Source organism: Streptomyces roseolus, assembly GCF_014649855.1.
Taxonomy (GTDB): domain Bacteria; phylum Actinomycetota; class Actinomycetes; order Streptomycetales; family Streptomycetaceae; genus Streptomyces; species Streptomyces roseolus.
Window position 1 is genome coordinate 48,961 of the sequence record NZ_BMTV01000024.1, and the last position, 25,861, is coordinate 74,821.

The 25,861-nt window shown below is 73.5% G+C and carries 21 protein-coding genes and 2 pseudogenes; 15 read left to right on the forward strand and 8 right to left on the reverse strand.

The window, feature by feature from the left end; all coding sequences use genetic code 11:
* The first annotated feature begins 138 nt into the window (after window positions 1–138).
* Window positions 139–2,535, forward strand: a complete 2,397-nt coding sequence (locus IE245_RS26295; RefSeq protein ID WP_189951846.1) for a SpoIIE family protein phosphatase — start codon at window positions 139–141, stop codon at window positions 2,533–2,535.
* 117 nt (window positions 2,536–2,652) lie between these two features.
* On the opposite strand, the gene IE245_RS26300 is transcribed toward IE245_RS26295, so the two are convergent.
* Entirely contained in the window at window positions 2,653–3,744 is a 1,092-nt protein-coding gene (locus IE245_RS26300) for a PP2C family protein-serine/threonine phosphatase (protein ID WP_189951849.1), read from the reverse strand.
* A 529-nt stretch (window positions 3,745–4,273) separates the two neighbouring features.
* Here IE245_RS26300 and IE245_RS26305 point away from each other — a divergent pair.
* Window positions 4,274–4,888, forward strand: a complete 615-nt coding sequence (locus IE245_RS26305) for a response regulator transcription factor (protein WP_308436631.1) — start codon at window positions 4,274–4,276, stop codon at window positions 4,886–4,888.
* Between the two features lie 73 nt (window positions 4,889–4,961).
* On the opposite strand, the pseudogene IE245_RS26310 reads toward IE245_RS26305, so the two are convergent.
* Together IE245_RS26310 and IE245_RS26315 are read right to left on the reverse strand one after the other, a co-directional pair.
* A pseudogene (locus IE245_RS26310) lies at window positions 4,962–5,910 on the reverse strand (ATP-binding cassette domain-containing protein); the annotation flags it as partial.
* A 169-nt stretch (window positions 5,911–6,079) separates the two neighbouring features.
* Window positions 6,080–8,497 carry a bifunctional serine/threonine-protein kinase/ABC transporter substrate-binding protein gene (locus tag IE245_RS26315; RefSeq protein WP_189951853.1) on the reverse strand — a complete coding sequence of 806 codons (2,418 nt, stop codon included), beginning with the start codon at window positions 8,495–8,497 and terminating at the stop codon, window positions 6,080–6,082.
* 546 nt (window positions 8,498–9,043) lie between these two features.
* Between IE245_RS26315 and IE245_RS26320 the strand changes: the two genes are divergently transcribed.
* From IE245_RS26320 to ruvB, 7 genes are all read left to right on the forward strand, one after another.
* Complete coding sequence (locus IE245_RS26320; RefSeq protein WP_189951855.1) at window positions 9,044–9,961, forward strand: RecB family exonuclease; 918 nt, start codon at window positions 9,044–9,046, stop codon at window positions 9,959–9,961.
* A gap of 259 nt (window positions 9,962–10,220) precedes the next feature.
* Complete coding sequence (locus IE245_RS26325) at window positions 10,221–11,171, forward strand: ATP-binding protein (protein WP_189951856.1); 951 nt, start codon at window positions 10,221–10,223, stop codon at window positions 11,169–11,171.
* A complete protein-coding gene (locus IE245_RS26330) occupies window positions 11,168–11,683 on the forward strand; it encodes a hypothetical protein (RefSeq protein ID WP_189951858.1) in 516 nt (171 codons plus the stop codon). The genes IE245_RS26325 and IE245_RS26330 overlap by 4 nt, the downstream gene beginning before the upstream one ends.
* Window positions 11,680–12,462: a zinc finger domain-containing protein gene (locus tag IE245_RS26335; protein WP_189951861.1), complete on the forward strand. Its 783-nt coding sequence runs from the start codon at window positions 11,680–11,682 to the stop codon at window positions 12,460–12,462. The genes IE245_RS26330 and IE245_RS26335 overlap by 4 nt, the downstream gene beginning before the upstream one ends.
* Before the next feature lie 222 nt (window positions 12,463–12,684).
* The gene (locus tag IE245_RS26340; RefSeq protein WP_189951863.1) at window positions 12,685–13,185 is read left to right on the forward strand and encodes a single-stranded DNA-binding protein; all 501 of its coding nucleotides are present in this window, start codon (window positions 12,685–12,687) and stop codon (window positions 13,183–13,185) included.
* A gap of 60 nt (window positions 13,186–13,245) precedes the next feature.
* Entirely contained in the window at window positions 13,246–14,418 is a 1,173-nt protein-coding gene (gene recA / locus IE245_RS26345; protein ID WP_189951864.1) for a recombinase RecA, read from the forward strand.
* A gap of 44 nt (window positions 14,419–14,462) precedes the next feature.
* Complete coding sequence (gene ruvB / locus IE245_RS26350; protein ID WP_229851522.1) at window positions 14,463–15,686, forward strand: Holliday junction branch migration DNA helicase RuvB; 1,224 nt, start codon at window positions 14,463–14,465, stop codon at window positions 15,684–15,686.
* A gap of 360 nt (window positions 15,687–16,046) precedes the next feature.
* Here the strand turns inward: ruvB and IE245_RS26355 are convergent, their stop codons facing one another.
* Window positions 16,047–16,535 (reverse strand): Lrp/AsnC family transcriptional regulator, encoded by a 489-nt coding sequence (locus tag IE245_RS26355; RefSeq protein WP_189951866.1) that lies wholly within the window; start codon window positions 16,533–16,535, stop codon window positions 16,047–16,049.
* Between the two features lie 93 nt (window positions 16,536–16,628).
* On the opposite strand from IE245_RS26355, the gene IE245_RS26360 reads away from it, so the two are divergent.
* The 4 genes from IE245_RS26360 (at window position 16,629) to IE245_RS26375 (ending at window position 20,447) form a co-directional block, all read left to right on the forward strand.
* Entirely contained in the window at window positions 16,629–17,435 is an 807-nt protein-coding gene (locus IE245_RS26360) for an LLM class flavin-dependent oxidoreductase (RefSeq protein ID WP_189951868.1), read from the forward strand.
* The gene (locus IE245_RS26365; protein WP_189951870.1) at window positions 17,432–17,866 is read left to right on the forward strand and encodes a nucleoside deaminase; all 435 of its coding nucleotides are present in this window, start codon (window positions 17,432–17,434) and stop codon (window positions 17,864–17,866) included. The genes IE245_RS26360 and IE245_RS26365 overlap by 4 nt, the downstream gene beginning before the upstream one ends.
* A 293-nt stretch (window positions 17,867–18,159) precedes the next feature.
* Window positions 18,160–19,311: a tetratricopeptide repeat protein gene (locus tag IE245_RS26370; RefSeq protein WP_189951872.1), complete on the forward strand. Its 1,152-nt coding sequence runs from the start codon at window positions 18,160–18,162 to the stop codon at window positions 19,309–19,311.
* Between the two features lie 71 nt (window positions 19,312–19,382).
* Window positions 19,383–20,447: a polyprenyl synthetase family protein gene (locus IE245_RS26375; protein WP_189952000.1), complete on the forward strand. Its 1,065-nt coding sequence runs from the start codon at window positions 19,383–19,385 to the stop codon at window positions 20,445–20,447.
* 275 nt (window positions 20,448–20,722) lie between these two features.
* On the opposite strand, the pseudogene IE245_RS26380 reads toward IE245_RS26375, so the two are convergent.
* The 4 genes and pseudogenes from IE245_RS26380 to IE245_RS26395 all read right to left on the reverse strand — a co-directional run.
* Window positions 20,723–20,893, reverse strand: a pseudogene (locus tag IE245_RS26380) (aldehyde dehydrogenase family protein); the annotation flags it as partial.
* A 549-nt stretch (window positions 20,894–21,442) separates the two neighbouring features.
* A complete protein-coding gene (locus IE245_RS26385) occupies window positions 21,443–21,697 on the reverse strand; it encodes a hypothetical protein (RefSeq protein ID WP_189951873.1) in 255 nt (84 codons plus the stop codon).
* Between the two features lie 10 nt (window positions 21,698–21,707).
* Window positions 21,708–22,829 (reverse strand): sensor histidine kinase, encoded by a 1,122-nt coding sequence (locus IE245_RS26390; protein WP_189951875.1) that lies wholly within the window; start codon window positions 22,827–22,829, stop codon window positions 21,708–21,710.
* A complete protein-coding gene (locus IE245_RS26395) occupies window positions 22,826–23,506 on the reverse strand; it encodes a response regulator (protein ID WP_268256592.1) in 681 nt (226 codons plus the stop codon). The genes IE245_RS26390 and IE245_RS26395 overlap by 4 nt, the downstream gene beginning before the upstream one ends.
* Window positions 23,507–23,820: 314 nt before the next feature.
* On the opposite strand from IE245_RS26395, the gene IE245_RS26400 reads away from it, so the two are divergent.
* Window positions 23,821–24,288, forward strand: coding sequence for a TerD family protein (locus tag IE245_RS26400; RefSeq protein ID WP_189951877.1), 468 nt, complete (start codon window positions 23,821–23,823; stop codon window positions 24,286–24,288).
* A gap of 88 nt (window positions 24,289–24,376) precedes the next feature.
* Complete coding sequence (locus tag IE245_RS26405) at window positions 24,377–25,633, forward strand: DUF418 domain-containing protein (protein ID WP_189951879.1); 1,257 nt, start codon at window positions 24,377–24,379, stop codon at window positions 25,631–25,633.
* Window positions 25,634–25,861 lie beyond the last annotated feature (228 nt).

Below are 25,861 nucleotides of genomic sequence, written 5' to 3' on the forward strand. Positions count from 1 at the left end.
GACTTCCCGGCGCCGGACTTCGACGAGACCCCTCGGCGAAGCCCCCGGCAGGCCGCGCGCCCGCCCGCGCCCTGCGGCGGCGGCCCGGCCCGGATCAAGCGCGCTGCGGCCGCGACCGCGGGGAAGGATGATGGGGGCATGGAAGGGCTACCGTTCGTTCCCCTCGGCGACGTGGGCGAAGGCGGGCACCTCGGCCCGCCCCCGGCCGGCTTCGCCCTGATCGCCGCGGACGGAGTGCTCGTCGGGTGGAGCCGTGAGGCCGAGGCCCTCCTGGGGTATCCGGCTTCGGAGGTACTGGGACGCCGGGCGGTGGACCTGATCGCTCCCTCGCACGCCGACCGCGACAGATCGGAGAGGCCCGGGCCGGACCAGCGGCTGCGCCTCGACGGGACACGCAGTGCCGTCGTGGACGTGCGCCACCGCGGCGGAGACACCGTACGCGTGGCGGTGACCCTGCACCCCCTCGCCCCTGCCTCCGACGGGGCCCCTTCCGGCCGGACCCCCTTTGCCGTCCTCGTGGCGGCCGAGCTGGAGGGGCTCCGCTGGTGGGAGACCCGACAGGCGATGCTGCAGGGGCTCGTGACCCAGTCACCGGTGACACTGACCATCTACGGCCCCGGCGCGCGCCTCCTGTGGGCCAACGCGTCCAGCGTCCGGGAACTCGGCGGCGACCTCACGGCGTTGCTCGGCCGCTCCATGGCCGAACTCTTTCCCGGTGACGTCCTCACCACCCAGCACCTGGCGCCGCCGGAGGATTTCGTCCAGCAGATCCTCGAGACCGGTGAGCCGGTCATCGACGTGCATTTCCGAGGGCGCTCCCCGGCCGACCCGCGGCGCGAGCACGTCTGGTCCTCGTCCTACTTCCGGCTGCTGGACGGCCGGGGAGAGCCGGTGGGCGTGTGCGAACAGTCCATCGACGTCACCGACCACTACCGTGCGCAGCAGCGCCTCGCGCTCCTCGCGGAGGCCGGCGCGAGGATCGGGTCGACGCTCGACCTGTCCGGAACGGCGGCGGAGCTCGCCGAGGTCGCCGTGCCGCGGTACGCCGACGCCGTGCTGGTCGACGTGGCGGCAGAAGTGCTCGAGGGAGAGGAACCGAAGCCCGTCACGGCATCGGACCTCGTACGCGTGGCGGATTCCGACGGAGGACCCTCCCGGGTGGGTGCGGGGGTCGTGTACGCCGCCGGCTCGTCGCAGGCCGAGAGCCTGGCCAAGGGCCGGTCGACCACGGACGCCGTGGTCGCGCCGACACGGCTGTACGTCCCGCTGATCGTACGGGGGACGCCCTGGGGCCTCGTCACCTTCGTGCGGGGCGAGGGCTCGGAACCCTTCGACGACGGCGATCGGGCAGTGGCCGAGGAACTGGCGTCGCGGACCGCCGTGTGCATCGACAACGCCCGGCGGTACCGCCGGGAGCACACCGCCGCGCTCGTGCTCCAGCGCAGCCTGCTGCCACGATCGCTGCCCGAGCTGAGCGCGGTCGAGGCGGCGAGTCGCTACCTGCCGGCCGACAGCCACCTCGGTGCCGGCGGCGACTGGTTCGACGTCATTCCGCTTTCGGGGGCACGGGTCGGACTCGTCGTGGGGGACGTCGTCGGCCACGGTCTGGGGGCCGCCGCCACCATGGGGCGCCTGCGCGCGATGGTGCGCACGCTGGCCGAACTGGACCTCGCGCCCGACGAACTCCTGGCCCGGCTGAACGACCAGGTCGGCAAGGACGCGTCGGAACAGAACGGGAAAGACGCGGACGGCAGTGGAGCCGTCGGAGCGAGGTGCGTCTACGGGGTCTACGATCCGGCTTCCCGGACGAGCACCTGGGCGGCGGCGGGACACCTGCCGCCGGCCGTGGTGCAGCCGCACGGCCCCGTCAGCTTCCTGCGTCTGCCGCCGGGGCCTCCTCTGGGGGTGGGACGGCTTCCGTACGAGGGCGCGGAAGTGGAGCTCGCCGAGGGAAGCCTGGTCGTCCTGTTCACCGACGGTCTCGTGGAGGGCCGGGGGAAGGGCACCGCCGCGGGGACGGACAGGCTGGCGGCCGTACTCGGCGAGCAGCGGGGATCGTCGCCCGATCGCCTGTGCGCCCGGATCGTCGCGGAGCTGGCCTCGGGCCAGGTGCAGGACGACGCCACGCTCCTCGTCGTGCGCACCCGTGCGCTGGGGGCGCGTCAGGTGGCGACCTGGGAACTGCCCTCGGACCCCGCCCTCGTCGCACGCGCACGTGCGACGGCCGCGGAACAGCTCGGGCGGTGGGGACTGGACGATCTGGTCTTCACCACGGAACTGGTGGTCAGCGAACTGGTCACCAACGCGATCCGCCACGCCTCCGGCCCGATCGGCCTGCGGTTGATCCGGGACCGTTCTCTCATCTGCGAGGTCTCCGACTCGCAGCACACCTCACCGCATGCCCGTTACGCCGGCAGCGACGAGGAGGGCGGACGCGGACTGTTCATGGTCGCCCAGCTCACCGAGCACTGGGGGACGCGCTACATGCCGGCAGGGAAGACGATCTGGGCGGAACAGGCCTTGCCCGTGGCCTGAAGGCCGCCCGGGCCCGGGGCGGTGCCGCACCGAGCGGCGGTCCGAGCACGGCGGAGCCCGACCGGCCGGTCCGAGCCTGAGCGGCGCGGGAGCCCGCGGCCTCTCCGTGCGCACGGCTCATGGGGGGCGCAGGCGTACGGCCAAGGCGGCGATGTCATCGTCGAGGCCGCCCCTGCTGTGACGGAGGAGGTCGTGGTGCAGGGCCGTGAGCAGATCACGGGGAGGTACGGGGGGCTGTCGGCGCATCCATTCCGTCAGCGGGAAGAACTCGCCGTCCCGGGCGCGGGTTTCCGAGACCCCGTCCGTGTAGAGGAGGAGGAGCTCGCCGGGAGCGAAGTCGAAGACGTCCGCACGGTACCGGTCACCGATCAACTCCGCCAGGCTGAGCGGGGGCGAGGGGGCGGACGGCTCGAGGACGCGCACGTTCTTCGGACCGTGGACCAACGGAGGGGGGTGTCCGCAGTTGACGATGGCGATGCGGTCGCTTCGATGCGGGATCTCGACGAGCAGTGCGGTGGCGAAGCGTTCCATCGGTGTCTCGGGCGGATGGGCGGCGTTGTGCCGGGCGCAGCCGGCGTCCAGTCTGCGGGCGACATCGGTCATGGCGGCCTCTCCGTGGGCCGCCTCCCGGAAGGCGTTGACGATCGCCGCGGCCGCCCCCACCGCCGGCAGGCCTTTTCCCCGCACGTCGCCTATGAGCAGTCGCACCCCGTACGGCGTGTCGACCACCTCGTAGAAATCCCCGCCGATGCGGGCTTCCGCGGCGGCCGCGAGGTACAGCGATTCGATCTCGACGTTCCGGAAACGACGCGGCAGGGGCCGCAGCACCACCTGCTGGGCCGCGTCGGCGACGAGCCGTACCTGAAAGAGGGTGCGCTCCCGCTGGAGCCGGACGTGGCTTCCGTACGCGGCGGCCACGGTGACCGCGACGATCCCTCCGCACGTCCACCACGTCCCCAGGTCGGGGAAGACGAGGCTGAGGCCGATCATCAGAAGGAGGCAGACGGTCCCGAGCAGGACGGTCGGGAGGACCGGCCACATGGCGGCGGCCAGAGCCGGCGCCGCGGGCAGGAGGCGGCTGAAGGCCATCTCCGGCGGGGTGGCGTAGGCCAAGCAGGCGATCACGACGGTCAGAATCACCGGCGACAGCCGCACGAGCCTGCCGTAGCCGTGGCTTCGACGGAGCCGCGGCCGTCCGGACTCGATCACGAATTCCAGAGTATCCGCGCGGGGCCCGCTCAGCGACGTGGCGGGCGGGCCCCGGCTCGCGGTTCTCCGGGCACCACGCCACCGCCCCCGCGCCCGTGACCGCCGGCACGAAGCCGAGACCCGACAGAAGGCCCGGGCATCGCCGTCCGGGCGCCCCGCACCCGTACGAGGGCCGTGAGGAAGCCGGCGTCGCCGTCGTGGAGCTTCCGGAGCTCGCCGGACCGGCCCGGGCGCCGGGCGGCACCCGCCCCGAGGCACCGGCCCGGACCGGAGGGCGGGGCACGCCGCACACCCTCGTCCCCGGCCCCGGGGATCCGTCCGGATCCGGACATTCCCGACCGGCGCCGTGCGCACTCCCACCCGGTCGGCCTGCGCACCGTTCGTGCGCGGGGAACGGAACCGGCCCCGGCGCCCCGAAGTGCGCCCCCTGTGCGCCCGGTGCCGCGTTCCCGCGCGGGAGACACGGGCAGAGGGGTGAGGGCTGATCGCGTCACGCCCCGGGGGCGTGACGCAGACCGAAGGGGTGGGAATGATCAGAGTCACGGTCGTGTACGAGGCACAGCTGCTGCGTGCCGCGCTGGTGGACCTGCTGCGGTCGGACGACGAGGTCTCGGTCGTCTCCGCGGTCTCCCACTGGCCGCAGGGGCCTGCGAGCGTGCCCGCGCCGGACGTGTACGTCGCCGACGCCGAGTGTCTGCCGCCCCCCGGGGCAGAGCCCGGCACGCCGACCGCGTCGGTGGCGGCGTCACTGGAGGCCGGCGGATCGGCCCTCCTGGCGCTGGCCCCCGCCCAGCGGCCCGGAGCGCTGCGCCGGGCGCACGCGGCGGGGGCGACCGGTTTCGTGGACAAGAACGGCTCGAAGAACCGGTTGCTCCAGGCGGTCCACCGGGTCGCCGCGGGGGAGCGCTTCATCGACGAAACGCTCGCCCTCGGCTTCCTCCAGGCCGCCGAGATGCCCCTCACCCGACGTGAGCTGAGCGTGCTCTCGCTCGCCGCCAAGGGGGCTCCCGTGGGCGAGATCGCCGCGACGCTGTGCCTCTCCAAGGGGACCGTACGGAACTACATGGCGAGCGTCATCCGCAAGGTCGGCGCTCGCAACCGGGTGGACGCCATCCGGATAGCCCAGGGAGCCGGGTGGACCTGAACGCCGCCGGTCGGGACCGAACGCCTCCGCGTGACGTCTCCGCGAGAGTTCCCCGCCGGTACGCGGCCCTCCGTCAGCGCGGGACGTCGTTCCAGTGCCCCACCAGATCGCGGTACAGCGCCGACCGCACGAGCAGTTCCCCGTGCGTGCCGCACCGGGCGCGGGTGCCGTCGAGGACGAGGATCCGGTCCGCCCGCAACGCGGACGACAACCGGTGGGCGACGACGACCAGGGTTCCGGGCCGGGCGCGCAGGGCGTGTTCGGCCCGGGCCTCGGCCACGGGGTCGAGGTGACAGGTGGCCTCGTCGAGCAGGAGCAGAGGCGCGGGGGAGAGGTGGGCGCGAGCGAGGGCGATCAGCTGGCGTTCGCCGAGCGAGAGCGCGTCCGGCCGCACCGGACGGTCGAGCCCGCCGACGCGCTCGACGAGCGGTTCGAGCCGGAGGGCCCGTACCGAGTCGTCGACGTCGGACCGGCGGGCGTCGGGGCGCAGATAGCGGAGGTTGTCCCGCAGGGTGCCGCTGAAGACGTACGCCTCCTGAGGGATCAGGGCGCGGAGGGCGGCGAGTCCGGGCGACGGACGGTCGCCGACGGGGCGGCCGGAGAGGAGCGCCTCGCCCCGGTCCGGCGTCAGCACGCCCGCCGCCACCTGGAGGAGGGTCGACTTTCCTATGCCGCTCGGGCCGACGACCGCGATGTTGCTCCCCCTCCTCGACGGTCAGGTCCAGTTCGTCGAGGACGGCGCGGGCCCCCGGTCCGTATGCCACCCGGACCCGGCGCAGCTCCAGCGCGGGCGTCGCCCCCGCCGCCGGGGGGCGCACCCGCTCGCCGGGGGTGGTGGCGGAGAGCGGGTCGGGAGCGGGCCGTCCGCCGGGGACGGCGGGGGAGTCGGGGGCCGGTCCGGTGAGCCGGTCGAGAACGACGAACAGGCGCGCCCCCGCGGCGCCCAGGACGGCCATGAGCGTGTGGAGGGCCGGCAGCAGCGCTTGGAGGAGGTAGGTGAGCGCACCGAAGAGGGCGCCCGGGGCCGGAACACTTCGGGATTCGAGGACCGTTTCTGGCTGGTGCTTCTGGCGCTGATCGTGGTGGTCCTCTTCCTGATCGGCCTCATGGGCGCGGACTCCGGGCCCGCGAACCAGGACGGGCATACCGGCTGGCGTTGAGCGGGCGAGCGCGAGGGGCGCCCGTGCCCCGTCATGGGGTGGACGAACCGGTCGTCCTGGCCTGCCAGCTTCCGCCGTCCACCTGGTACACCGTCAGGCGGCGGTTGACGGTGTCACCGCCGTCGAAGGCGACGGGGCCGGTGACGCCGTCGAAGGCCAGACGTTCGACGGCCTGCGGCAGTTTCGCGCGGGTGTCGCCGGCAAGGGTGCCGCCGTTCGACTTCGCGACGGCCTTCACCGCCTCGATGAGGGCCCAGGTCGCGTCGTAGGCGTAGGGGCCGTACCAGCCGGGCGGCTGCGCGTAGCCCGCCTTCTCGTACCGGGCGAGGAAGTCGCGTCCCGCCGCCGACTCCGTGGCCGGTACGCCGATCTGGGTCGCGAGGTCGCCGTCGGCCCGGGGGTTCCCGGTGAGGTACGCCTGGTCGAAGATGCCGTCGCCGCCCATGAGGGGGACGGTCACGCCCGCTTCCTTGAGCTGCTGGGACAGCGGTGCCGCGGTGTCGTAGTAGCCGCCGAAGCAGACGGCTTCGGCTCCCGAGGACCGCACCCTGAGGGCGAGGCCCGCGAAGTCGCGTTCGGCGGGATCGACCCGCTCGGTGCCCACGACGGTTCCCCCGAGCTTCTTCCATTCGGCGGTGAGGCCGGAGGCGACGGCGGTTCCGTGGGGGCTCGCGTCGTCGACCACGTAGAGCTTGGTCTTCCCGGCGCCGTGCAGGTACCGGGCGGCGAACGGCCCCTGGTCGGCATCCGTGCCGACCGTCCGGAAGTAGGTGGGGTACGGACGGACGCGGGTGCCCGTGGCCCAGTCAGGGCCCAGAGTCAGGGCGGGGTCGGTGTTGCCCGGCGACACGTTGACCACGCCCGCGCGGGAGAGCACGGGCACCAGGGTGCGGGCGACGGTGGAGTTGAGCGGGCCGACGACGCCGACCAGTTTGTCGTCGGACACGAACCGGGTGGCGTTGGCCGCGCCCTTGGAGGGGTCGGCCCCGTCGTCCACGGCCATGAGCTCGAAGGTCACGCCGGGGACGTGCCCGGTCTCGTTGGCGGTCCGGACCGCGAGTTCGGCGGAGTTCCTGATGCCGGTGCCCATCGAGGAGAGTCCGCCGCTGAGGGGCGCGTCCACCCCGATCCGCACCGTGACGGAGGAAGCCGCCGACCCGCGGCCCGCCGCACCGCCGCCCCGCGGGCCGTCCTCGCGGGTGAGGGACCAGGTCAGGAGCGAGCCCGTGGCGACCACGGCGAGCACCGTCCCCAGGACCGCGGAGCGCCGGGTGAGGCCCCGCGGCCCCCTGGCCGTCCGGTCGCCCCGCTCCGGCGGAGCCGTCGCGTCGAGCGTGGGGGGCTGCTCGTCCGGAACCACGGCCGGCGGCGCGGTCGGCCGGTCGGGCACGTGGTGGTGCGCGGGACCCGCGCCGTCCCCGGAGGAGTCGGGGACGGTGGGGGGCGGCACGGACGGTGCCGACGAGGGGTCCCGCTCGGGCGGCGGCGGGGCGGAGGAGGGCTCCACCGGCGCGTCCGGCGTCGGAGCCCCCTTCGGGCCGGGAGCGGGTTCCGGTCCCGGAGCACCGTCCGCTCCGGCTTCCCGCGCGGTGCCGGGGCCACGGTCCGGGCCGGTGGCGGAGGGGCCGGAGCCCCGTACGACCCTGAGCATCCCGGCCGCCTCCGCGGCGCCCACGCGCTCGGCCGGGTCCTTGGTGAGCAGCGCGTCCAGCAGCGGGGCGAGCGGGCCCGCGTGGACCGGCGGCCGGTGCGGACGGGTGAACACGGCCACGGCGAGGGCGTGGAGACCCTCCGCCTCGAACGGGGGGCGCCCCTCGACGGCGTGGTACAGGGTGGCGCCGAGCGCCCAGAGGTCGTTGGCAGGAGTCGGGTGCTTGCCGTCGAGCTGCTCCGGCGGCATGTACTGCGGGGTGCCGATGACGATCCCGCTGCGGCTCAGCTTGGTCGTGGCGTCGGCGAGGTGGGCGATGCCGAAGTCGGTCAGGACGACGCGGTCCTTGGCCAGGAGCACGTTGTCCGGCTTGATGTCGCGGTGGACGATCCGCGCCGCGTGCGCCTCGGTCAGCGCGTCGAGCACGGCGGCGCCGATCTCCGCCACCCGCCGTACGGGCAGCCGGCCGTGGTCACGGATCTCCGCGGCCAGGGACCGGCCGCGGATGAGTTCCATGACGATGACGGGGGCGCCGCGGTGCTCCACGACGTCATGGACGGTGATGACCCCCGGGTGGCTGAGAGTGACCGCTGCGCGCGCCTCCCCGGTGAACCGCCTGAGCAGCGCCTCGCGGTCGGTCTCGTCCATGCCCGGAGGGAAGAGGATTTCCTTGATGGCGACTTCGCGTCCGAAGAGCTGCTGGTCAAGACCGCGCCAGACCCGGCCCATGCCGCCTTGGCCGATAGGTTCGACGAGACGGTAGCGGCCGGCGATGAGCGCGTGGTTCTCCTCGGTCACGCGCACACTCTAGATCCTGATGGGCCGACCGGGTGACGGAAAGACGGCTTGATCACGCCTCCCCGGTGGCGAGGGGCCGAAGACCCGGAAGGGCGGGCCCGGAAGCGGGTGCCGCGCCGAGCCGACGGTCGGAAGGGGACGCCGGGTGCTCGCGGCCGCCGTGGTGACGGGCGGGAACTCGCCGGTTCCGCAGGGGCGCGACGCCGACCCGACGTGAGGAGCGACCCTGCGCCGGCGTTCGTGGACCGATGCCCCCGATCCTCTCGGGGCGAAGGTTCCGGAGCCGGTGCCGGTGCCGGCGCCCGTCGGAAGCCACGGCAGCCGGAGGACGCTGTCGCCCCTCGGTGCGGGTGGGCCCGGGCAGCCCCTGTGCGGCAGCCGCCCGTGGCCCGGTCTCCTCGCGCGGCCGGGGAGGGGATCCGCTCGACGGCGGGTGCCCGGTCCCGAAGGCTTCGGCGGTCCCGAGGGTGCGGGCGCGCGGCCGCCACCTCCGCGGGCGGGACGGTGTCGGAGCGGTGGGCCGGTCTCCGGCGTAAGGTCGGGGGTGTGCAGCCGATCGACCCCTCCGGCGCACCGGCCCCGCCCGCGGCACCCCGGCCCGCCGCGCCGCCGTCGTCGCTGTCGCCGTCGCGGGCGGGCGACTTCATGCGGTGCCCGCTGCTCTACCGGCTCCGGGTGATCGACCGGTTGCCGGAGAAGCCGAACGCGGCGCTGGCCCGGGGCGTCCTGGTGCACGCGGTGCTGGAGCGGCTCTTCGACGTCCCGGCGGCGGAGCGCACGGCCGCCCGGGCCCGGGCCATGGTGGCGGGCGAGTGGGAGCGGCTGAGGGCGGCGCGGCCGGAGTTCGCGGAGTTGTTCGCGCGGGACGGCGGGGCGCCCGCCCCGGAACGGGTCGCGGAGTGGCTGGCCACGGCGGAGCAGCTGGTCGAGCGGTGGTTCACCCTGGAGGACCCGGCCCGGCTGGAGCCCGCGGAGCGGGAGTCGTTCGTCACGACGACGCTGGACTCCGGGCTGAGGCTGCGCGGGATCATCGACCGGGTGGACGTGGCGCCGACCGGCGAGGTACGGATCGTCGACTACAAGACCGGTCGGGCGCCCCCGCCCGAGTACGCGGCGGACGCACTGTTCCAGCCGAAGTTCTACGCCCTGGTGCTGTGGCGGCTGCGGGGCACCGTGCCACGCCGCCTGCAGCTGGTCTACCTGGGCAGCGGGGACGTGCTCACCTACGACCCGACGGAGGCCGATCTGCGGGCCGTGGAGCGCAAGCTGCTGGCGCTGTGGGACGCGATCGGGCGGGCGACACGGACGGGCGACTGGCCCCCGCGCCCGAGCCGGGTGTGCGACTGGTGCCCCTACCGGGCGCTGTGCCCGGCCTGGGGCGGCACCCCGCCGCCCTATCCCCTGGCCGTCGCCACGGACCCGGTCGCGGGGGAGGGCGAGCACCCGGCCACCGACGCCGGCTGAGGCCGGAGGCCTGCGGCACCCGCGCGCGTGCGGGAGGAATTATACGCTTCTCTGCTGACATTTCTTCTTTTCCTGTATTTTTTTGGTGAAAAGGGTGGATTGTCACTTCTTGAGTGCTTAGTCTGGGCGCAGACAGTAATTCGAATACATATTCGATCCGAGCGGCGGCCACACGGGGGCACGTCCTGCCGGACGAGGACCGCGTCCCCTGTCGGCCAGGCCCACCCGGAACCGCCGTCGCAGATGCCAGGAGCACGGCGTGAACCTCACCTTCACCACCGCCACCAAGGAACAGGCCAAGGCCCGTATCGCGCTCGCCGGCCCCACCGGGTCGGGCAAGACCTACACCGCCCTGGTCACCGCCACCGGACTCGGCGAGCGGATCGCCCTGATCGACACCGAGCACGGCAGCGCCGCCAAGTACGCCGACGAGTTCGTCTTCGACACCCTCCCGCTCTCGACGTTCCAGCCCACCACCCTCGTCGAGGCGCTCGCAGTGGCCGCCCACGACGGCTACGACGTCATGATCGTCGATTCCCTGAGCCACTTCTGGTCCGGCACCGGCGGAATGCTGGAGCAGGTCGACAACGCGGCCAAGCGCCTCGGGGCGGGCGGCAGCTTCGCCGGCTGGAAGGAGGCCCGCCCCCAGGAGCGGGCGATGATCGACGCCCTGCTCGCCTACCCCGGCCACCTCATCGTCACCATGCGCACCAAGACCGAATACGTCGTGGAGGCCGACGAGCGCGGCCGCAAGGTGCCGCGCAAGATCGGGCTCAAGCCCGAGCAGCGGGAGGGCATCGAGTACGAATTCGACATCGTCGGCGACCTCGACCACGAGAACACCCTGGTGATCTCCAAGTCCCGGGCGAAGCTGCTGTCCGGGACGGTGCTCCACCGGCCCGGCCCGGAGTTCGCCGAGGCCGTCCTCGGCTGGCTGGAGACCGGCCGGCCCGCCCCCTCCGTGTCCGACTACGTCACGGCGGCCACCGCGCCGGACGCCAGCCACGAGGAGCTGCGCGCCCTGTACGAGGAGGCCCGCCGGCACAACCTGCTCGGGGCCGCCGTCCTGGACGACACCGGGGAGACCCACACGCTCGGCCAGCTGATAGTGCGCCACGGCACCGCGGCGGCGAGGAACAGGGTCGCCGAGGACGTCGAGGCCGGGGCCAAGCGGGAGAACGGGACCGAGCGGAAGGTCAGGTCCGCATGAGCCTCAAGGAGCACGCCACCAGGGTCGCCGCGCTCCGGGTGCTGCGCGACGCCGTCGACGCCGAGTACCAGGCCGAGCGCCACGAGGTCCTCGAGGAGCTGCGCGCGGCCCGCGCCGAACTGAACCTGAAGTCGGTCCGGGTGGCCCTGCCGGACGGCACACCGGTCGCCACCCTCACCCTCGTCGATCCCGGACCGGCGGTCGTGGTCGCCGACGAGGAGGCCTTCACCGCCTGGGTGGCCGACAACCACCCCGGCGAGGTGGAGACGCTGGTCCGGGTGCGCCCCGGCTGGCAGCGGCGGTTCCTCGCCCGGCTGAGCTGTCTCGACCCGGTCGCCGACCCGTACACCGGCGAGGCGATCCCGGGGCTGGGCGTGCTGTCGGCCCCCGAACCGCGGTCGTTCAGCCTGCGCCCCCTGCCCGGCGGGCGGGAACGGATCGCCCGCGCCTGGCACACCGGCACGCTCGACCTGAGCCGTCTGATCCCCCTGGAGGGTGGTGAGGATCCATGAGCGCCGTCACCGCCCGCCCCGGCCGGGACGCGCTCGGCACGGTGTGGTTCCTGGTCTCCCGAGCCGATCACCTCGATTGCGGCCGCTGGACGTGCGAGGACGACAAGCGGCTGCGGTGCGCCTGCGGGGCCGTCCTGTACGCGTACCAGCAGCCGGAGGATGCGGCGGGAAGCGGCACGCCGGCGTCGGCCGGGACGCTCCCCCGCGGAAGGGAAGAACGCATGCTGCCGGCCGAGACGGCCCAGCTCGTCGCCCTGGTCGCGGCGATGTGCCCGTCGATGCACCTGGAGGGCACCACGACGGACGCCTGGCACCTGCTGCTCGCCGACCTGGACGTCGCCGACGTGCGGGCGGCCGTGATCCGGCTGGGCAGGCAGCGGCCCGACATCGCCGCCGCCGACATCCGCGCCGAGGTGCGCGCGATCCGGGAGGAGCGGCTCGCCCGCAACCCGCTGCCGCTTCCGGACAGCGACCCCGACGACCCGCGCCGCTATCGCGCGGAACTCCTCGACCTGGTGACCGCGATCGCCTCGGGACGGCGGGTCGAGCGCGCGCCCGCCGCCCCGGCCGGCCCGCCCTCCCGCCCCGCCGGCGCGCAGCACGACCCGCGCGCTCGCTCCCTCCGCGTGCCCTGTCCCTGGTGCGGGGCCGCCGCGGGCCGCCCCTGCACCGTCCCCCGACTCGGAACCCCGCTCAGGAGAGCCCCCGCCCACCAGGCGCGGCTCGTCGCGGCCGGGCTCGCCGAACCCGGGCCGGGGCGGGAGGGGGAAGCGAGGTGAACCCGATGGTCCCCGACGCGACGAAGGACCGCCGCGCCGCGGCCCTGCCGTCCCCCGCCGCCGAGACTCCCCTGGAGACCCGCGTCGCCCGGCTCGCCCCTCGCACCGGGCCGGAGCGACGCGGCCTCCCCTCCGGGCGCCCCCACCACCGGTACGAGGCCGCCCGTCGCACCCGAACCGGCACGGGTGGGGGACCACCCGTCGCACGAGAGGAAAGCCGCCATGGTCGGTGAAACCGTCATCACCGTCGTCGGCAACCTGACCGACGACCCCGAACTGCGCCTCACCCCGTCCGGCGACCCGGTCGCGCACTTCACCGTCGCGTCCACGCCCCGCACCTTCGACCGGCAGAGCAACGAGTGGCGGGACGCCGAGACGCTGTTCCTGCGCTGCTCGGTCTGGCGGCAGGAGGCGGAACACGCCGCCGAGTCCCTGTCCCGCGGCACCCGCGTCATCGTCCAGGGGCGGCTGCGCCAGCGGACGTACGAGACCCGGGAGGGCGAGAAGCGGACCGTCATCGAGCTGGAGGCCGACGAGATCGGCCCGTCGCTGAGGTTCGCCGCCGTGACGGTCACCAAACCCCCGCACACCGGCGTCCCCGCCGGTTCCCGCAACGGCCCCCGTCCTCCCGCCGAGGACCCGTTCCCCCGGCCCGGCGGCGGGCAGCCGGCCCCCGCCGCGGGCGGACGGCATGCCCCCCGAGAGGAGACGGACCCCTTCTGACGGCCGGGCGCACCCGTGCGCCGGCCGCGCCCCCCACCGCACCCATCCGAGGCGGACCCCATGAAGGAACAGGACCGCGAGGAAGCGCTCGAACTCGCCCTCGCCCAGATCGAAAAAAGGTTCGGCACCGGCTCGGTGATGCGCCTGGGCGATGAACCGGAGGCCCCGATCGGGGCCATCCCCACCGGCTCGATCGCCCTGGACCTCGCCCTGGGCGTCGGCGGCCTGCCGCGCGGCCGCGTGGTGGAGATCTACGGCCCGGAGTCCTCCGGCAAGACGACCCTGGCCCTGCACGCCATGGCCAACGCCCAGAAGACGGGCAGCATCGTGGCGTTCATCGACGCCGAGTACGGCCTCGACCTCGAGTACGCCGGGCGGCTCGGCGTCGACACCGACGCCCTGCTGGTCTGCCAGCCGGACAACGGCGAACAGGCCCTGCAGATCGCCGACACCCTCATCCGCTCCGGCGCCCTGGACCTCGTCGTCGTCGACTCCGTCGCCGCGCTGGTGCCGCGCGCGGAGATCGAGGGCGAGATGGGCGACCCGCACGTCGGCCTGCAGGCCCGGCTGATGAGCCAGGCCCTCCGGAAGATCGCCGGAGCGCTGAACCACTCCGGAACCACGATGATCTTCATCAACCAGCTGCGCGAGAAGATCGGCGTGGTCTTCGGCTCGCCGGAGACCACGACCGGCGGCCGCGCCCTGAAGTTCTACGCCTCGGTCCGCCTGGACATCCGCCGGATCGAGACCCTCAAGGACGGCACCGAGGCGGTCGGCAACCGCACCCGCGTCAAGGTGGCCAAGAACAAGGTCGCCCCACCGTTCAGGCAGGCCGAGTTCGACATCCTCTACGGCCGGGGCATCAGCCGCGAGGGCGAGTTGATCGACCTGGGCGTCCAGTACGGCCTGGTCCACAAGTCCGGCGCCTGGTACACGTACGAGGGCGACCGGCTCGGACAGGGCAAGGAGAACGCCCGCGCCTTCCTGAAGGACAACCCCGACCTCGCGGAGGAGATCGAGAAGAAGACCAGGGAGAGACTGGGCATCGGGACGCATCCGGAGGCCCCGGCGGCGGAGTCCCGGCCGGCGGACGGGGCGAACCGGGCGGCCGCACCCGGCACCGTGCCGTTCGACCCGGCCCCGACCGGCCCGCGCTCCACCGGGACGGCCCCGTCGGCCCCGAGCGGTCCGGCCCCCCGCGTCCTCCTCGACGGCACTCCGGCCGGGCCGTGAAGACCAGCCGGCCGCTCCCTCACTCCGGCGCGGGGCGAACGCCGGTGGACCGGCGCGGCACCGTGTTCCCCGGCGCCGCCACGCCCCGGGACGAGACCCCGGCCCCGGGCGGGGACGCAGCCGGCCGGCCCACCGCGGCGGAGCCGGCCCGCCGGCCGGTCGCGGCCCCCGCCGACGGCGAGGACCGGGTCACCGACGCGGCGTTGCGCCCCAAGGACCTGGACGGGTTCATCGGCCAGGTACGGGTCCGCGAGCAGCTCGACCTCGTCCTCACGGCCGCGCGGCAGCGGAGCGCCACCGCCGACCACGTGCTGCTCTCCGGTGCCCCGGGGCTCGGCAAGACCACCCTGGCGATGATCATCGCCGCCGAGATGGGAGTCCCGCTGCGCGTCACCTCCGGCCCCGCCATCCAGCACCCGGGCGACCTGGCGGCGGTCCTGACCTCGCTCACCGGGGGCGAGGTCCTCTTCCTCGACGAGATCCACCGCATGTCCCGGCCCGCCGAGGAGATGCTCTACCTGGCGATGGAGGACTTCCGCGTCGACATCGTCGCCGGCACCGGCCTCGACGCGACCGCCCTGTCCCTCGACCTGCCGCCGTTCACCCTGGTCGGCGCCACCGTCCGGGCCGGCCTGCTGCTCCCGCCGCTGCGCGACCGCTTCGGCTTCACCGCCCACATGGAGTTCTACGACCCGGCCGAACTGGAACGCGTCGTCCAGCGCTCCGCCCGGCTGCTGGAGGTGGAGGTCGAGCCCGCGGGCGCCGCCGAGATCGCCGGCCGCTCCCGCGGCACCCCCCGCATCGCCAACCGGCTGCTGCGCCGGGTGCGGGACTACGCCCAGGTCACCGCCGACGGCGTGGTCACCCGCGAGATCGCGTCCGCGGCCCTGGGGGTCTACGAGGTCGACCGCCGTGGCCTCGACCGTCTGGACCGGGCCGTGCTGCACGCCCTGCTGAAGCTGTTCGGCGGCGGCCCCGTCGGCCTGGCCACCCTCGCGGTCGCCGTGGGGGAGGACCGGGAGACGGTGGAGGAGGTCGCCGAACCCTTCCTGGTACGCGAGGGACTGCTGGCCCGGACGCCCCGGGGGCGGGTCGCGACGCCCGCAGCCTGGGCCCACTTCGGGCTCGCGGCGCCGCCCGGCCCGTCCTGGGCCCCGTCCCCCCGGCCCCACCGGAACGGCGGCTCCGGACAGGGCGGCCCGCCCGCGGGCCGCGGACCGGACCGGCCGGCACCGGCGGCCCGATCCGGCCCCCCGTCCCAGCGGTGACCACCCACCGGGCGGACACCCCCGACCGGCCGCCCGGTCGAAGGGACACGCTCCGGACGCGAACCCGGCCGCCAAGGCGCCCGGACGCGCTGCGCCCGTTGTCGTGCGGAGGCGGCGTCCGCGCGTGCCGTGGACAGGAGGCGGGGGAGCCGCCCGGCTGCTTGGGCGCTCCACCAGCGGTGGGCGTCGGGCGAGAACGCGGCCTCGGGGACGTTGTCGATGGCTTCTTGGCGCACGGCGGGCGAGTCGTGTCATTCGGTGCCGTCGATCACTCGCGGGGAGCGCCGCGGGAGACCCTCGAGGAGGGTGAAGAGCCGGGGGGCCGCCGTCAGCCGGTGTCGGCCGGCGCCGACCAGACGGTCACCGGCCTCCGGACGGCCGCCGGCCGTCGTCGGGCCCCCGGCGCGGCCGGTCCGGGCCGCGCCACGGCAGGGTCCGGCTGTAGACCACGTTCGTCGTCGTGGAACCGAAGCCGGCCAGTTCGTCCACGAGCGTCTCCAGGTGCCCCATGGAGGTGGCGGCCACCTTCAGGGCGTAGCAGTCGTCTCCGGTGGTACGCAGGCACTCCAGGAACTCCCTGCGCTCGGCGAGGAGTCGGCGCAGCGGCTCGTGCCGGTTGCCCGGGTACTTCAGCCGGACGACCGCGAGCACCGGGTAGCCGACCTTCGTCAGGTCGACCTCCGCGTGGTAGCCGGTGATGACGCCCGCCGCCTCCAGCTGGCGCACCCGCTCCGTGGTGGCCGACGGGCTCAGGCTCACCCGCCGTCCCAGCTCGCTGAGGGAGATTCGGCCGTCCTGCTGGAGCTGCCGGACGATCGCCCAGTCGACGTCGTCAAGATTCACGGTCATCCGGCGAGACTACCGGGAAAGCCGCGGCGAAACCCGCGGAATACAAGGAGAGTTCTCTTCAGCCCCTCATGATCGCGGGGATAGCCTCCGACCATGCAAATCGGCGTCAACGTCCCCAACTTCGGCCCCGGGACCGATCCCGGCGCGCTCCGCGACTGGGCACGGACCGTGGAGGGCCTCGGCTTCGACCTCCTCATGGTCTCGGACCACGTGACCGTCACCCCGGACGTGGCCGAGCGGTATCCGGAGCCGTTCTACGAACCGTTCACGACGCTCTCCTGGCTCGCCGGCCTCACCACCCGAGTGCGGCTCGGCACCACCGTGCTCGTCCTGCCGTACCGGCATCCGCTGCTCGTCGCCCGCATGGCGGCGGGACTCGACCGGCTCAGCGGCGGCCGCTTCGTGCTGGGCGTGGGCATCGGCTGGGCGCGCCAGGAGTTCGACGCGCTCGGTGTGCCGTTCGCCGCGCGCGGCCGACTGACCGACGACGCTCTGGCCGCCCTGCGCGCGACCTGGCAGACGCACGGGGGAGCGGTGCCGATCTGGGTGGGCGGCAACAGCGAGGCCGGCATCCGCCGCGCCCTCCGCTTCGGCGACGCCTGGCACCCGCTGCGCGGCACCCTGCCCTGGATGCGCTCGGTCGTCACCCGGCACGAACTGCCGGGCTTCGCGCCGCGTATCGCCCTGAAGGAGACCGCCGCGCCGGTCGACGGCCCCGAGCGGCCCGCAGGCGTCGGCACCCTCGAACAGATCCTGGACGACCTCGACCAACTGGCGCGTCTCGGCGCCGAAAGCGTCGTACTCGACCCGTACCACGGCGACCCCGAGGAGACCCGTCGGCCGCACGCCGCCTGGAAGACCCTTGCCGCCGTGGCCGACCATCGGAGAACAGCACTGTGATCACCCCCACCGACGAGGGACTCCTGCGGCGCGCCGTCGAGATCGCCGCGCACGCCGTCAGCCTGGGCGACGCCCCGTACGGCTCCTTGCTGGCCGGGCCGGACGGCACGATTCTCGCCGAGGCCCACAACACCGTGCGGCGCGACGAGGACATCACCGCCCACCCCGAGCTGAAGCTGGCCCGCTGGGCGGCGCGTGAACTCGACCCGGACACGGCTGCCCGCACAACCCTGTACACCAGCTGCGAGCCCTGTGGCATGTGCGCGGGCGCCATCGTCCGCTCGGGCCTCGGCCGGGTCGTCCACGCGCTGTCCACCGCGCAACTCGTGGAGCTCAACCCCGATTCGGGGGCCTGGCCCGCCGTCGTACAGGACGGCCCGGCCCTGTTCGACGAGGCCCGCGTCCCGATCGTGACGTACTACCGGCGTTGACCCGGCGCCGGCGGGCGCCCGTCCGCCAGCCGTGCCAGGAGCGCCACGGGCCGCGTCCGTCCCATCCGCCGCGGCCGGCTCGTCCTGCCCCGGTGGCGAATCCGTCGAGCAGACCGGGTGGGTACCGCCGGGTGTACATCCCGCTGACGAGTCGTCGGCGACCGCGTAGCACTTGAGGACGATCCCGCGTCCATAGGGAGGCGGACTTCTCGACCGGGAGGGAACCTCGGCCTGCGGTCGCCGTCTTCGTCCTCGTGTCGGCTTGATCGTCGAGTCGACACGAGGAGGGTGTGATGGCAGGTCAGGTGCGTAGGACGAGGCGGGCGAAGGCGTCGGCGCCGGAGTACCAGGGGGCTCTCGAATCGTTGTCGGTGAACGCCTCGCTGCCCGAGGTGCTGGCCCGGGGCATGGAGGAGCTGCGGACGGCCGAACGGGCCGGGGACCGGCGGGAGGAGGCGCGCTGCGGGCTGGCCGTGGCGGAGGCCTGCCGCAGGCTCGGACGCGTCGAGGAGGCCGACCGGGCGTGGAAGGCGAGCTACCGAGCGGCGCGTTCGGCCGGTCACGAGGGGGCCATGGCGTGGGCCCTGTGGAGCGGCGGCACGCTGGCCCGACAGCGGGGTGCGTTCAGGCTGGCGTACCGGTTGCTGCGGCTGGCCGCCGAGACGGGCGAGCGGGGCGGGGACGTCGTCGTGCGCGGCTACTCACTGGCGGGGCTCGCCGAGACCGGGCGCATCCAGGGCGATTACGCGGCGGTGAGGAGGCTGCACGAGCAGCTGCTCGCCGAGGCCCGCCGCCGGGGCGAGGCCCGTCACACGGTGTGGGCGCTGGAGGGCATCGCGCAGATGCACCGCAACACCGGAGAATACGACGAGGCCCTGGCCCTGTTCGAGGAGGCGGCCGACACGGCGTTCCGAGCCGAGGACCGGCGCGGGTGGGCATGGGCGCTGCGCGGCATCGCGGACGTGGTGTCCGTGCGCGACGCCGACGTGGAACGCGCCCTGTCGCTGCTGTCCCAGGCGGAGCAGGCCTGCCGGGAGATGCGGCTTTCCAGCGCGCTCGCCTACAACCACAAGATGCGCGGCAACGTGCTGTACCGGGCGGGCCGCTACGAGCAGGCCCGTGCGATGTACGCGCTGGCCCTTGAGGAGTTCCAGGAGATGGACGAGCCGCGCGGGACGGCGCTGTCGCGCCTGGGGCTGGTCAAGGCCTCCGCCCGTCTGGGGCGCGACGCCGCGCACACGGCCGTGGACCTGGCCGAGCTGCGCTCGACGCTGGACCGTATCGGGCTGCGCCATGCCCGGGACATGGTGGACAAGGCGGCGGCCGAACTGGGGATCGGGCCGCTGCCGGACCACGGCGGCCACGAGCAGGGTGCCGCGAGGCCCGTGCTGCCGCCGGCCGGGGCCGAGGCGCTTCAGGCCGCCGATGTGGAGGGCCTGCGGTGAGCGCCGTCCCGACACCGTCCTCGCCGGGTGCCGCAGTCGTGGCCACGGTGCGTTCGTCTCGTGATCACGACATTGATCGCGAGACGGATGACGACGTCGATCATGACGCGGCGTCGGTCCGTGTCCTGGAGCGTTGTCGTGAACTCGTCCGACCCGCGCTGGTGGAGGCGGTGGGCAGCCTCCATCCGTGGACCGGTGAGATGGCGGCGTACGCGCTGGGTTGGTCCGACACGGTCGGTACACCGGACCCCGGCGGATCCGAGGGCAAGGGAGTGCGCCAGGCGTTCGCCGTGCTCGGGGCCGAGGCGGTCGGGGCCGATGGCGCGGAGGCCGTTCCCGGTGCCGTGGCCGTCGAACTCGTGCACACCTTCTCGCTCCTCCACGACGACATCATGGACGGCGACGCCCTGCGTCGGCAGCGGCCTGCGGTGTGGAAGGCGTACGGGACCGGACCGGCCGTTCTCGCGGGCGACGCGCTTCTCGCCCGGGCCGTGACCACCCTGGCCGAGGCCCCGGGCCGGCACGCGGCGTCCGCGGTCCGCTGCCTCTGCCGGACCCTGAACGCGCTGGTGTCCGGCCAGGCGCAGGACCTGCGCTTCGAGCGCCGTTCGTGGTACGGCCCCGGCGCGGTCGGACCGGAGCAGTACCGGTCGATGGCCGAACACAAGACCGGCGCCCTGCTGGGCTGCGCCATCGCGCTCGGCGCGGTCCTCGGCGGCGCCCCCGACCGGACCGTGAACGCGCTCGAACGGGCGGGCCGTCATCTCGGCCTCGCCTTCCAGGCGGTGGACGACATCCTCGGCATGTGGGGCGACCCCGCGGTGACCGGCAAACCCGTCCACGCCGACCTGCGCAGGGGCAAGAAGACCTACCCGATGCTGGCCGCACTGGCCGGTGGAGGCCGGGCCGCGCACGAGCTGGCGGCGCTGCTCGACCCTCCCCGGCCGCTCGACCACGAGGTCGCCGCACAAGTCGCGGCGCTCGTGGAGGAGCTGGGCGGGCGGACCGCGACCCGAGACGAAGCGCGCCGGCACCTGGACACCGCCCGCCGCGCGCTGCGCGACGCGTCCCTCACGCACACCGCCGTACAGCAATTGGACAGGCTGTTCACGTACGTGCTCGACCGGACCAGGTGATCACCGTTTCGCCGTTCTGATTCTCACCCCGTCAGCGACGGATCGGCGGCGGGGCCCGCAGCGGAGCGCGGAAGGACAGAGGACCGGGCGTGGGCGCCACCGCCGTACGCGCCGGGGGCGTGCCCGGGCGGCGGTGGCGCCCCACGTCGGGGGCGGGGGCGGGGCCGGGACCACCGGGGCGTGGCCACCGCCGGTGGGCCGGATGAGGCTGTCGAGAGGCGCTCGATGGGCAGAACCCGGCTCAGGCACCTCTCTTCGCGTCCCGCGTGCCCCTGGAAGAACCCGAGCTTCTTCGGCGAGTAGCTGACCAGCATGTTCTTCGTCTGCTGGTAGTGCTCCAGCATCATCTTGTGGGTCTCCCGGCCGATGCCCGACTGCTTGTAGCCGCCGAAGGCGGCGTGGGCGGATTTTGATGAAAGTCCGTAGGCGTGAAAGGTGGTCGACCAGGCGTGATGACGGAGGCGGAATGGCTTGATCGCTGGCTGCAACGGACTCCGGCCCTTTCAACGGAGACCCTGGAGCGACTCACGGAGCACCTGGCCGAGGATGAAGACGAGTGACCACCGGGTCTGCGCGGTCGATTCGAGCTGACGAGGCTCGAAGCCGGCGTAGGTGGAAGGCCACGGAGCAGTCCACTACGAGTGCCTAGCGATGAGACTTCGGTGGAGGGACCTGATGAGTGCAGCCAGAGCGTGAGCCCATCGCAGGCGCCTCGCAGGGAGCAGGCCGGCCACCGCCATTCGGCTGGCCCGATCGTTATGGCGTGAAGAACGGACCGCGCCCGGGTGAGGAGTCGTCGGCGCGGGCGCCGTTCGTGACCCGCAGGAACTCCGACTTCTCTGCATCGGCGGAACCTGCGGCCAGCTTGTACACGACGAGGCGGACGTCGCAGTCGCACGTCACCTCGCCGACCTGGGGGTGAGGGTCCGGGGAACGCTGGCGGAGAGGCGGACGGTCCACGCTGCTCGGTCGAGGTCCTCCCCGTCGTATGGCGTTCATCGGTCCGCTGCGACGTGCGGGGTGGACTCGAAGACGATGGTCCGGTCCGGTGCTGTCCAGGCGATTCCGGCGAGGTGGCTGGCCGGGTGCAAGGCGGCGTCGTGGAGGACTTCCTCCGGGCGGCTCGCGGTGGTGGGGGGCGGGGCGCCCAGGTACTGGAGCGCTGCGCGGATGAGGGGCACGGGAGTGCCGGCGGTGACGGTGGCGTGCCAGAGCCCCTCACCGACGGGGTTCCCTATCAGGTCCGGCATGTTGAAGCGGTCAGTCGGGCCGGGCGGGAGCTCGTAGTTCGATCTTGTAGCCGCCGTCTGGGGTGGGTTCGGAGGTGAGGGCGCCGTCGAGGAGTTCGGCGCGTTCTTTCAGGCCGATGAGGCCGTGGCGGGCGCTGGGAAGAGCGACGGTCGGGCGGGTGGGGGCGGTGTTGGTGACGGTGACGCCGAAGTGGTGCGGGTCGTGCCACAGGTGGACGTCGGCGCGGGCTCCGGGGGCGTGTTTGCGCACGTTGGTGAGGGCTTCCTGGACCGTGCGGTAGACGGTGCGCTGGGCGGTGGTGCTGATGCCGGGAGGAAGCTCTCCGGTCAGGGTGGTCTCGATCCCGCTGTCGGCGACGAGCTGCCGGAGATCGGCGAGGGTGGGCTGGGGGGCGAGTTCGGTCGCCTTGCCGCCGGAGGCGCGGAGCAGGGTGACCATGTGGCGGAGTTCGTCGAGGGTGTTCGCGCTCAGGGTGCGGATGGTGCGGGCGGCGTCGCGGGCGTCGGGGTCCTTGGCGGCCATCTGCAGGGCTCCGGCCTGTACGGCGATGAGGCTGACCTGGTGGGAGACGACGTCGTGCATCTCGCGTGCCAGCTGGGCCCGTTCGCGGGCGAGGACGGTCTGGGCGTACAGGGCGCGTTCGTGCTCCCGGGCCTCCTTGACCTCGACGAGCCGGCGGGCCACGTCATGCCTGGCCTGCACGAGCTGGCCGAAGAGGACGGGGGCGAAGGCAGTGGCCAGCGTGTAGACGAACTGGACGAGCGTCCAGGTCCTGTCTCCGTCGAGCGCGTCGGGCAACGGCCCCAGCAGGGTGCCGGCGGTGGCATTGAGCAGGGCGCAGCCAGCGAGCAGCGGGCGGTTGCGGATGGACGCGGCGAGTGTGTAGAGGGCGGCGATCGGCGCGACCGCGACGTCCATGAACAGGGTCATGGGCAGGGTCAGCAGGAAGACGGCCAGCGGGAAGCGCCGACGGAGGAACAGGCCGACGGAGCCCGCGGCGGCGCAGGCCCACATCACGGGGGTGCCCTCGCCGACGAGGTTGATCCAGGCGTCGAGCGCGGCCAGCGCCACGAGCCCCGTGTCGACGGCCCAGGGCGGCAGTCGCCGCCACAGGGCCCGGCCCGTGCTCATCGGCTGTCGTCCCGTGCCGCGTTGTCGTCGTTGTGGGTGAGTAGTCCGGCGCGCTCGGCGAGGAGTGCTGCCTGAACGCGGCTGGTGACCCGCAGCTTGGTCAGGATCGAGCTGACGTGGTCCTTGACGGTGCCCGCGCTCAGGTGGATGCGGGTGCCGATGTCGGCGTTGGAGAGCCCTTCGGCGACCAGGACGAGGACGTCGCGTTCCCGTTCGCTGAGGAGGCCGACGCGTGCGACGTCCGCGTCGTGGGGTGCTCCGGCCCCCGGGTGGCTGCGGAGTAGCGCGCGTGATGCCTTCGGTGACATGACGACGCCGCCCGCGGCCAGGGTGCGGACGAGCTGGGCGAGCTGTTCGGGCTCGGTGTCCTTGAGGAGGAAGCCGGAGGCTCCCGAGCGCAGGGCGGTGAGGATGTACTCGTCGGTGTCGAAGGTGGTCAGCATGGCCACGTGCGGTGGTTCGGGCAGCGTCTGGATCTGCCGCAGGACGGTCAGGCCGTCCACGTCCGGCATGCGGATGTCGAGGAGGACGACGTCCGGCCGTTCGTTCCGGATCACGTCGGTCGCCTGGGCGCCTTCGGCGGTCGCCACGACCTCGATGCCGTCGGACGCGTTCAGGATCATCTGGAAACCGGACCGCACCAGAGCCTCGTCGTCCACCACCACTACCCGGATCACCGGCGTCCCGCCTCACACTCTCGTCTGCGCTGTCCCGCTGCTCGGCGACCCGTACGTTCGGGGTCCCGCGTGCCCGTACGGGTCCGCCTGACGTCGACCGTACGTCCGGCAGGGTACGTGGGGGTGTGATCGCCCACCGACTCCGGACACCCGGCGGGTCGGCTCCAGCCGTTCGGGGGTGCGCTCCGGCAGGTCGGCGGGCGAGGCTCGGCGGATGGCGGCCGCCGTGCTCGTACCGTGGGATCGGTCCGTGGCCCCGCGCCGAGTCCGAGGGCCGCAGCCGATGTCCGTACCGTTTCGAGGACCGTCCCGCCATGCCCGGCCAGGCTGAGGGGCCCACAGCGGTCGACCTCGGCGCCTCCGCGGTCCTGTACACGGGCCGCAGGGTCGTGGAGGTCGTCTGCTTCCAGCACCTGACCGGCATCTTCGGTGCCGTGAAGCACTCCGGCGACAACCGCACCGGCGACGGGCCGGGGGACGACGAGGCCATCACGGTCGACTTCACGCGGATGCTGGTGGAAGTGGACCAGATCGTCTTCACCGTGAACTCCTTCACCGGCGCGACCTTCGACGAGGTCGAGAACGCCTACTGCCGCCTGGTGGACGACTCGACGGGGGCCGAACTCGCCCGGTGCACCCTGTCCGGCGGCGGCCACCATACCGCCCAGATCATGGCCAAGATCGCCCGCATCAACGGGGCGTGGCAACTGACCGCCATCGGCGAACCCGCCTCCGGGACCACCTTCCAGGACCTCCTGCCCGCCATCGACCGCCACCTCTGATCCCGTCCGCCCGGCCCGCCGGTCGGCGGGGGTGCCACCGAAGCCTGCCGGATGGTCCGCGGCCGTACCGCACCGGGAGATTCCTCGTATGACTCAGATACAGCCGCCGCAGGCGACGTCAGCTGCGCGGGAGAACGCGTCTCCCGTGCCCGCAGCCTCGCCCGGCTCCGCCGGGAAACCTTCGGGCGGCCCATCGACGGGACGCCTGGTCGGCGTGGACCTGGCCCGCGCGCTGGCGGTGTTCGGCATGTACATCGTCCACATCGGCCCGGTGCTCTCGTCCACGCACGGCGTCGGCACCTGGGTCCGGTACCTGGCCGACGGGCATTCGTCGGTCCTGTTCGCCACCCTCGCCGGGTTCTCGCTGATGCTGATCGCCGGCCGCCGTGAGCCGAAGACCGGCCTGGCCGGCCGGCAGGCGAAGGCCCGGATCGCGATCCGCGCCGTGGTGCTTCTGGCCCTGGGCACGGTGCTGGCGATGGAGTACGGGGGCGTGATCATCCTCGGCTTCTACGGTGTCTACTTCCTCCTCGCCCTGCCCCTGCTGCGGTTGTCCGCCAAGGCCCTGACGATCATCGCCGCCGGGCTCGCGCTCGTCACACCCCAGCTGGCGTTCGTCCTGAACTCGGGGCTCGGCGAGTCCGTCCAGCAGACCATCGACGCCTACGACCCGCTCAAGAAGATCAGCGAGGTCGGCGTGCTCGACCTGCTGCTCGCCGGTTTCTACCCGGCGATCACGTGGATGTCGTTCGTCGTCGCCGGCATGGCGTTGGCGCGCCTGGACCTGTCGGCCGTCTCAGTCCAGCGCCGCCTGGCCGTGCTCGGCGCCGCCCTCACCGCCGGCGCGTACGGCCTGTCCCTGCTCCTTGCGGGCCCGAACGCGCTGCGCAGCATGGCGGAGGACGGCAAGTCGTCCGCAGGGTTCGAGAAGGTGTCGTCCTTCGGCAGCGAATCCTTCGACGCCCCGCAGCGGGCGGCCTCGGAACTGCTGTCCGCAGGACCGCACAGCGGCACCACCTTCGACATCATCGGCAGCGTCGGCGTCGCCATCCTCATGATCGTCGGCGCGACGGTGCTCATGGACCGCGTGGCGCGCCTGCGCCGTCTGGCGAAGCCGGTCATCGCCGTGGGCACCATGTCCCTGACGGCCTACGTCGGCCACTTCCTCGCCCAGTCCCTGCTCGGCGTATCGGCCGGCGAGAGCACCCAGACGTCCTGGATCCCCGTGCTCGCGTTCATCCTCGGGGCGATCGCGTTCGCCGCGGTCTGGTCCCGGTTCTTCCGCCGCGGACCGCTGGAGGCGCTGCTCAACACCGCCACGAAGCCGGCGAAGTACGTGCGGTGACGCTGGCCGGGGCGGGCGGTCCTTGACGGCCCGCCCCGGCTCCGACGGCCCTCGCGGCCCGCTCACATCGACCGTCCGGTCCGACACTCCGGCACCCCGCCGAACGGCTGAAACAGGGCCGAGCCGCTCGGACAGGAGCGCTCGACGCCGCACTCCACGGACGGTGGATCTTAGGGTCGGATGCGGCGGCGCTCCGGCCGGGCTCACGAGGCCCTGCGGAGCGTGCTT

Coding starts and splice junctions, on each gene's coding strand:
- IE245_RS26295 (WP_189951846.1), top strand. CDS start 139: ATGGAAGGGCTACCGTTCGTTCCCCTCGGCGACGTGGGCGAAGGCGGG.
- IE245_RS26305 (WP_308436631.1), top strand. CDS start 4,274: ATGATCAGAGTCACGGTCGTGTACGAGGCACAGCTGCTGCGTGCCGCG.
- IE245_RS26330 (WP_189951858.1), top strand. CDS start 11,168: ATGAGCCTCAAGGAGCACGCCACCAGGGTCGCCGCGCTCCGGGTGCTG.
- IE245_RS26335 (WP_189951861.1), top strand. CDS start 11,680: ATGAGCGCCGTCACCGCCCGCCCCGGCCGGGACGCGCTCGGCACGGTG.
- IE245_RS26340 (WP_189951863.1), top strand. CDS start 12,685: ATGGTCGGTGAAACCGTCATCACCGTCGTCGGCAACCTGACCGACGAC.
- recA (WP_189951864.1), top strand. CDS start 13,246: ATGAAGGAACAGGACCGCGAGGAAGCGCTCGAACTCGCCCTCGCCCAG.
- IE245_RS26355 (WP_189951866.1), bottom strand. CDS start 16,535: ATGACCGTGAATCTTGACGACGTCGACTGGGCGATCGTCCGGCAGCTC.
- IE245_RS26360 (WP_189951868.1), top strand. CDS start 16,629: ATGCAAATCGGCGTCAACGTCCCCAACTTCGGCCCCGGGACCGATCCC.
- IE245_RS26370 (WP_189951872.1), top strand. CDS start 18,160: ATGGCAGGTCAGGTGCGTAGGACGAGGCGGGCGAAGGCGTCGGCGCCG.
- IE245_RS26385 (WP_189951873.1), bottom strand. CDS start 21,697: ATGCCGGACCTGATAGGGAACCCCGTCGGTGAGGGGCTCTGGCACGCC.
- IE245_RS26390 (WP_189951875.1), bottom strand. CDS start 22,829: ATGAGCACGGGCCGGGCCCTGTGGCGGCGACTGCCGCCCTGGGCCGTC.
- IE245_RS26400 (WP_189951877.1), top strand. CDS start 23,821: ATGCCCGGCCAGGCTGAGGGGCCCACAGCGGTCGACCTCGGCGCCTCC.
- IE245_RS26405 (WP_189951879.1), top strand. CDS start 24,377: ATGACTCAGATACAGCCGCCGCAGGCGACGTCAGCTGCGCGGGAGAAC.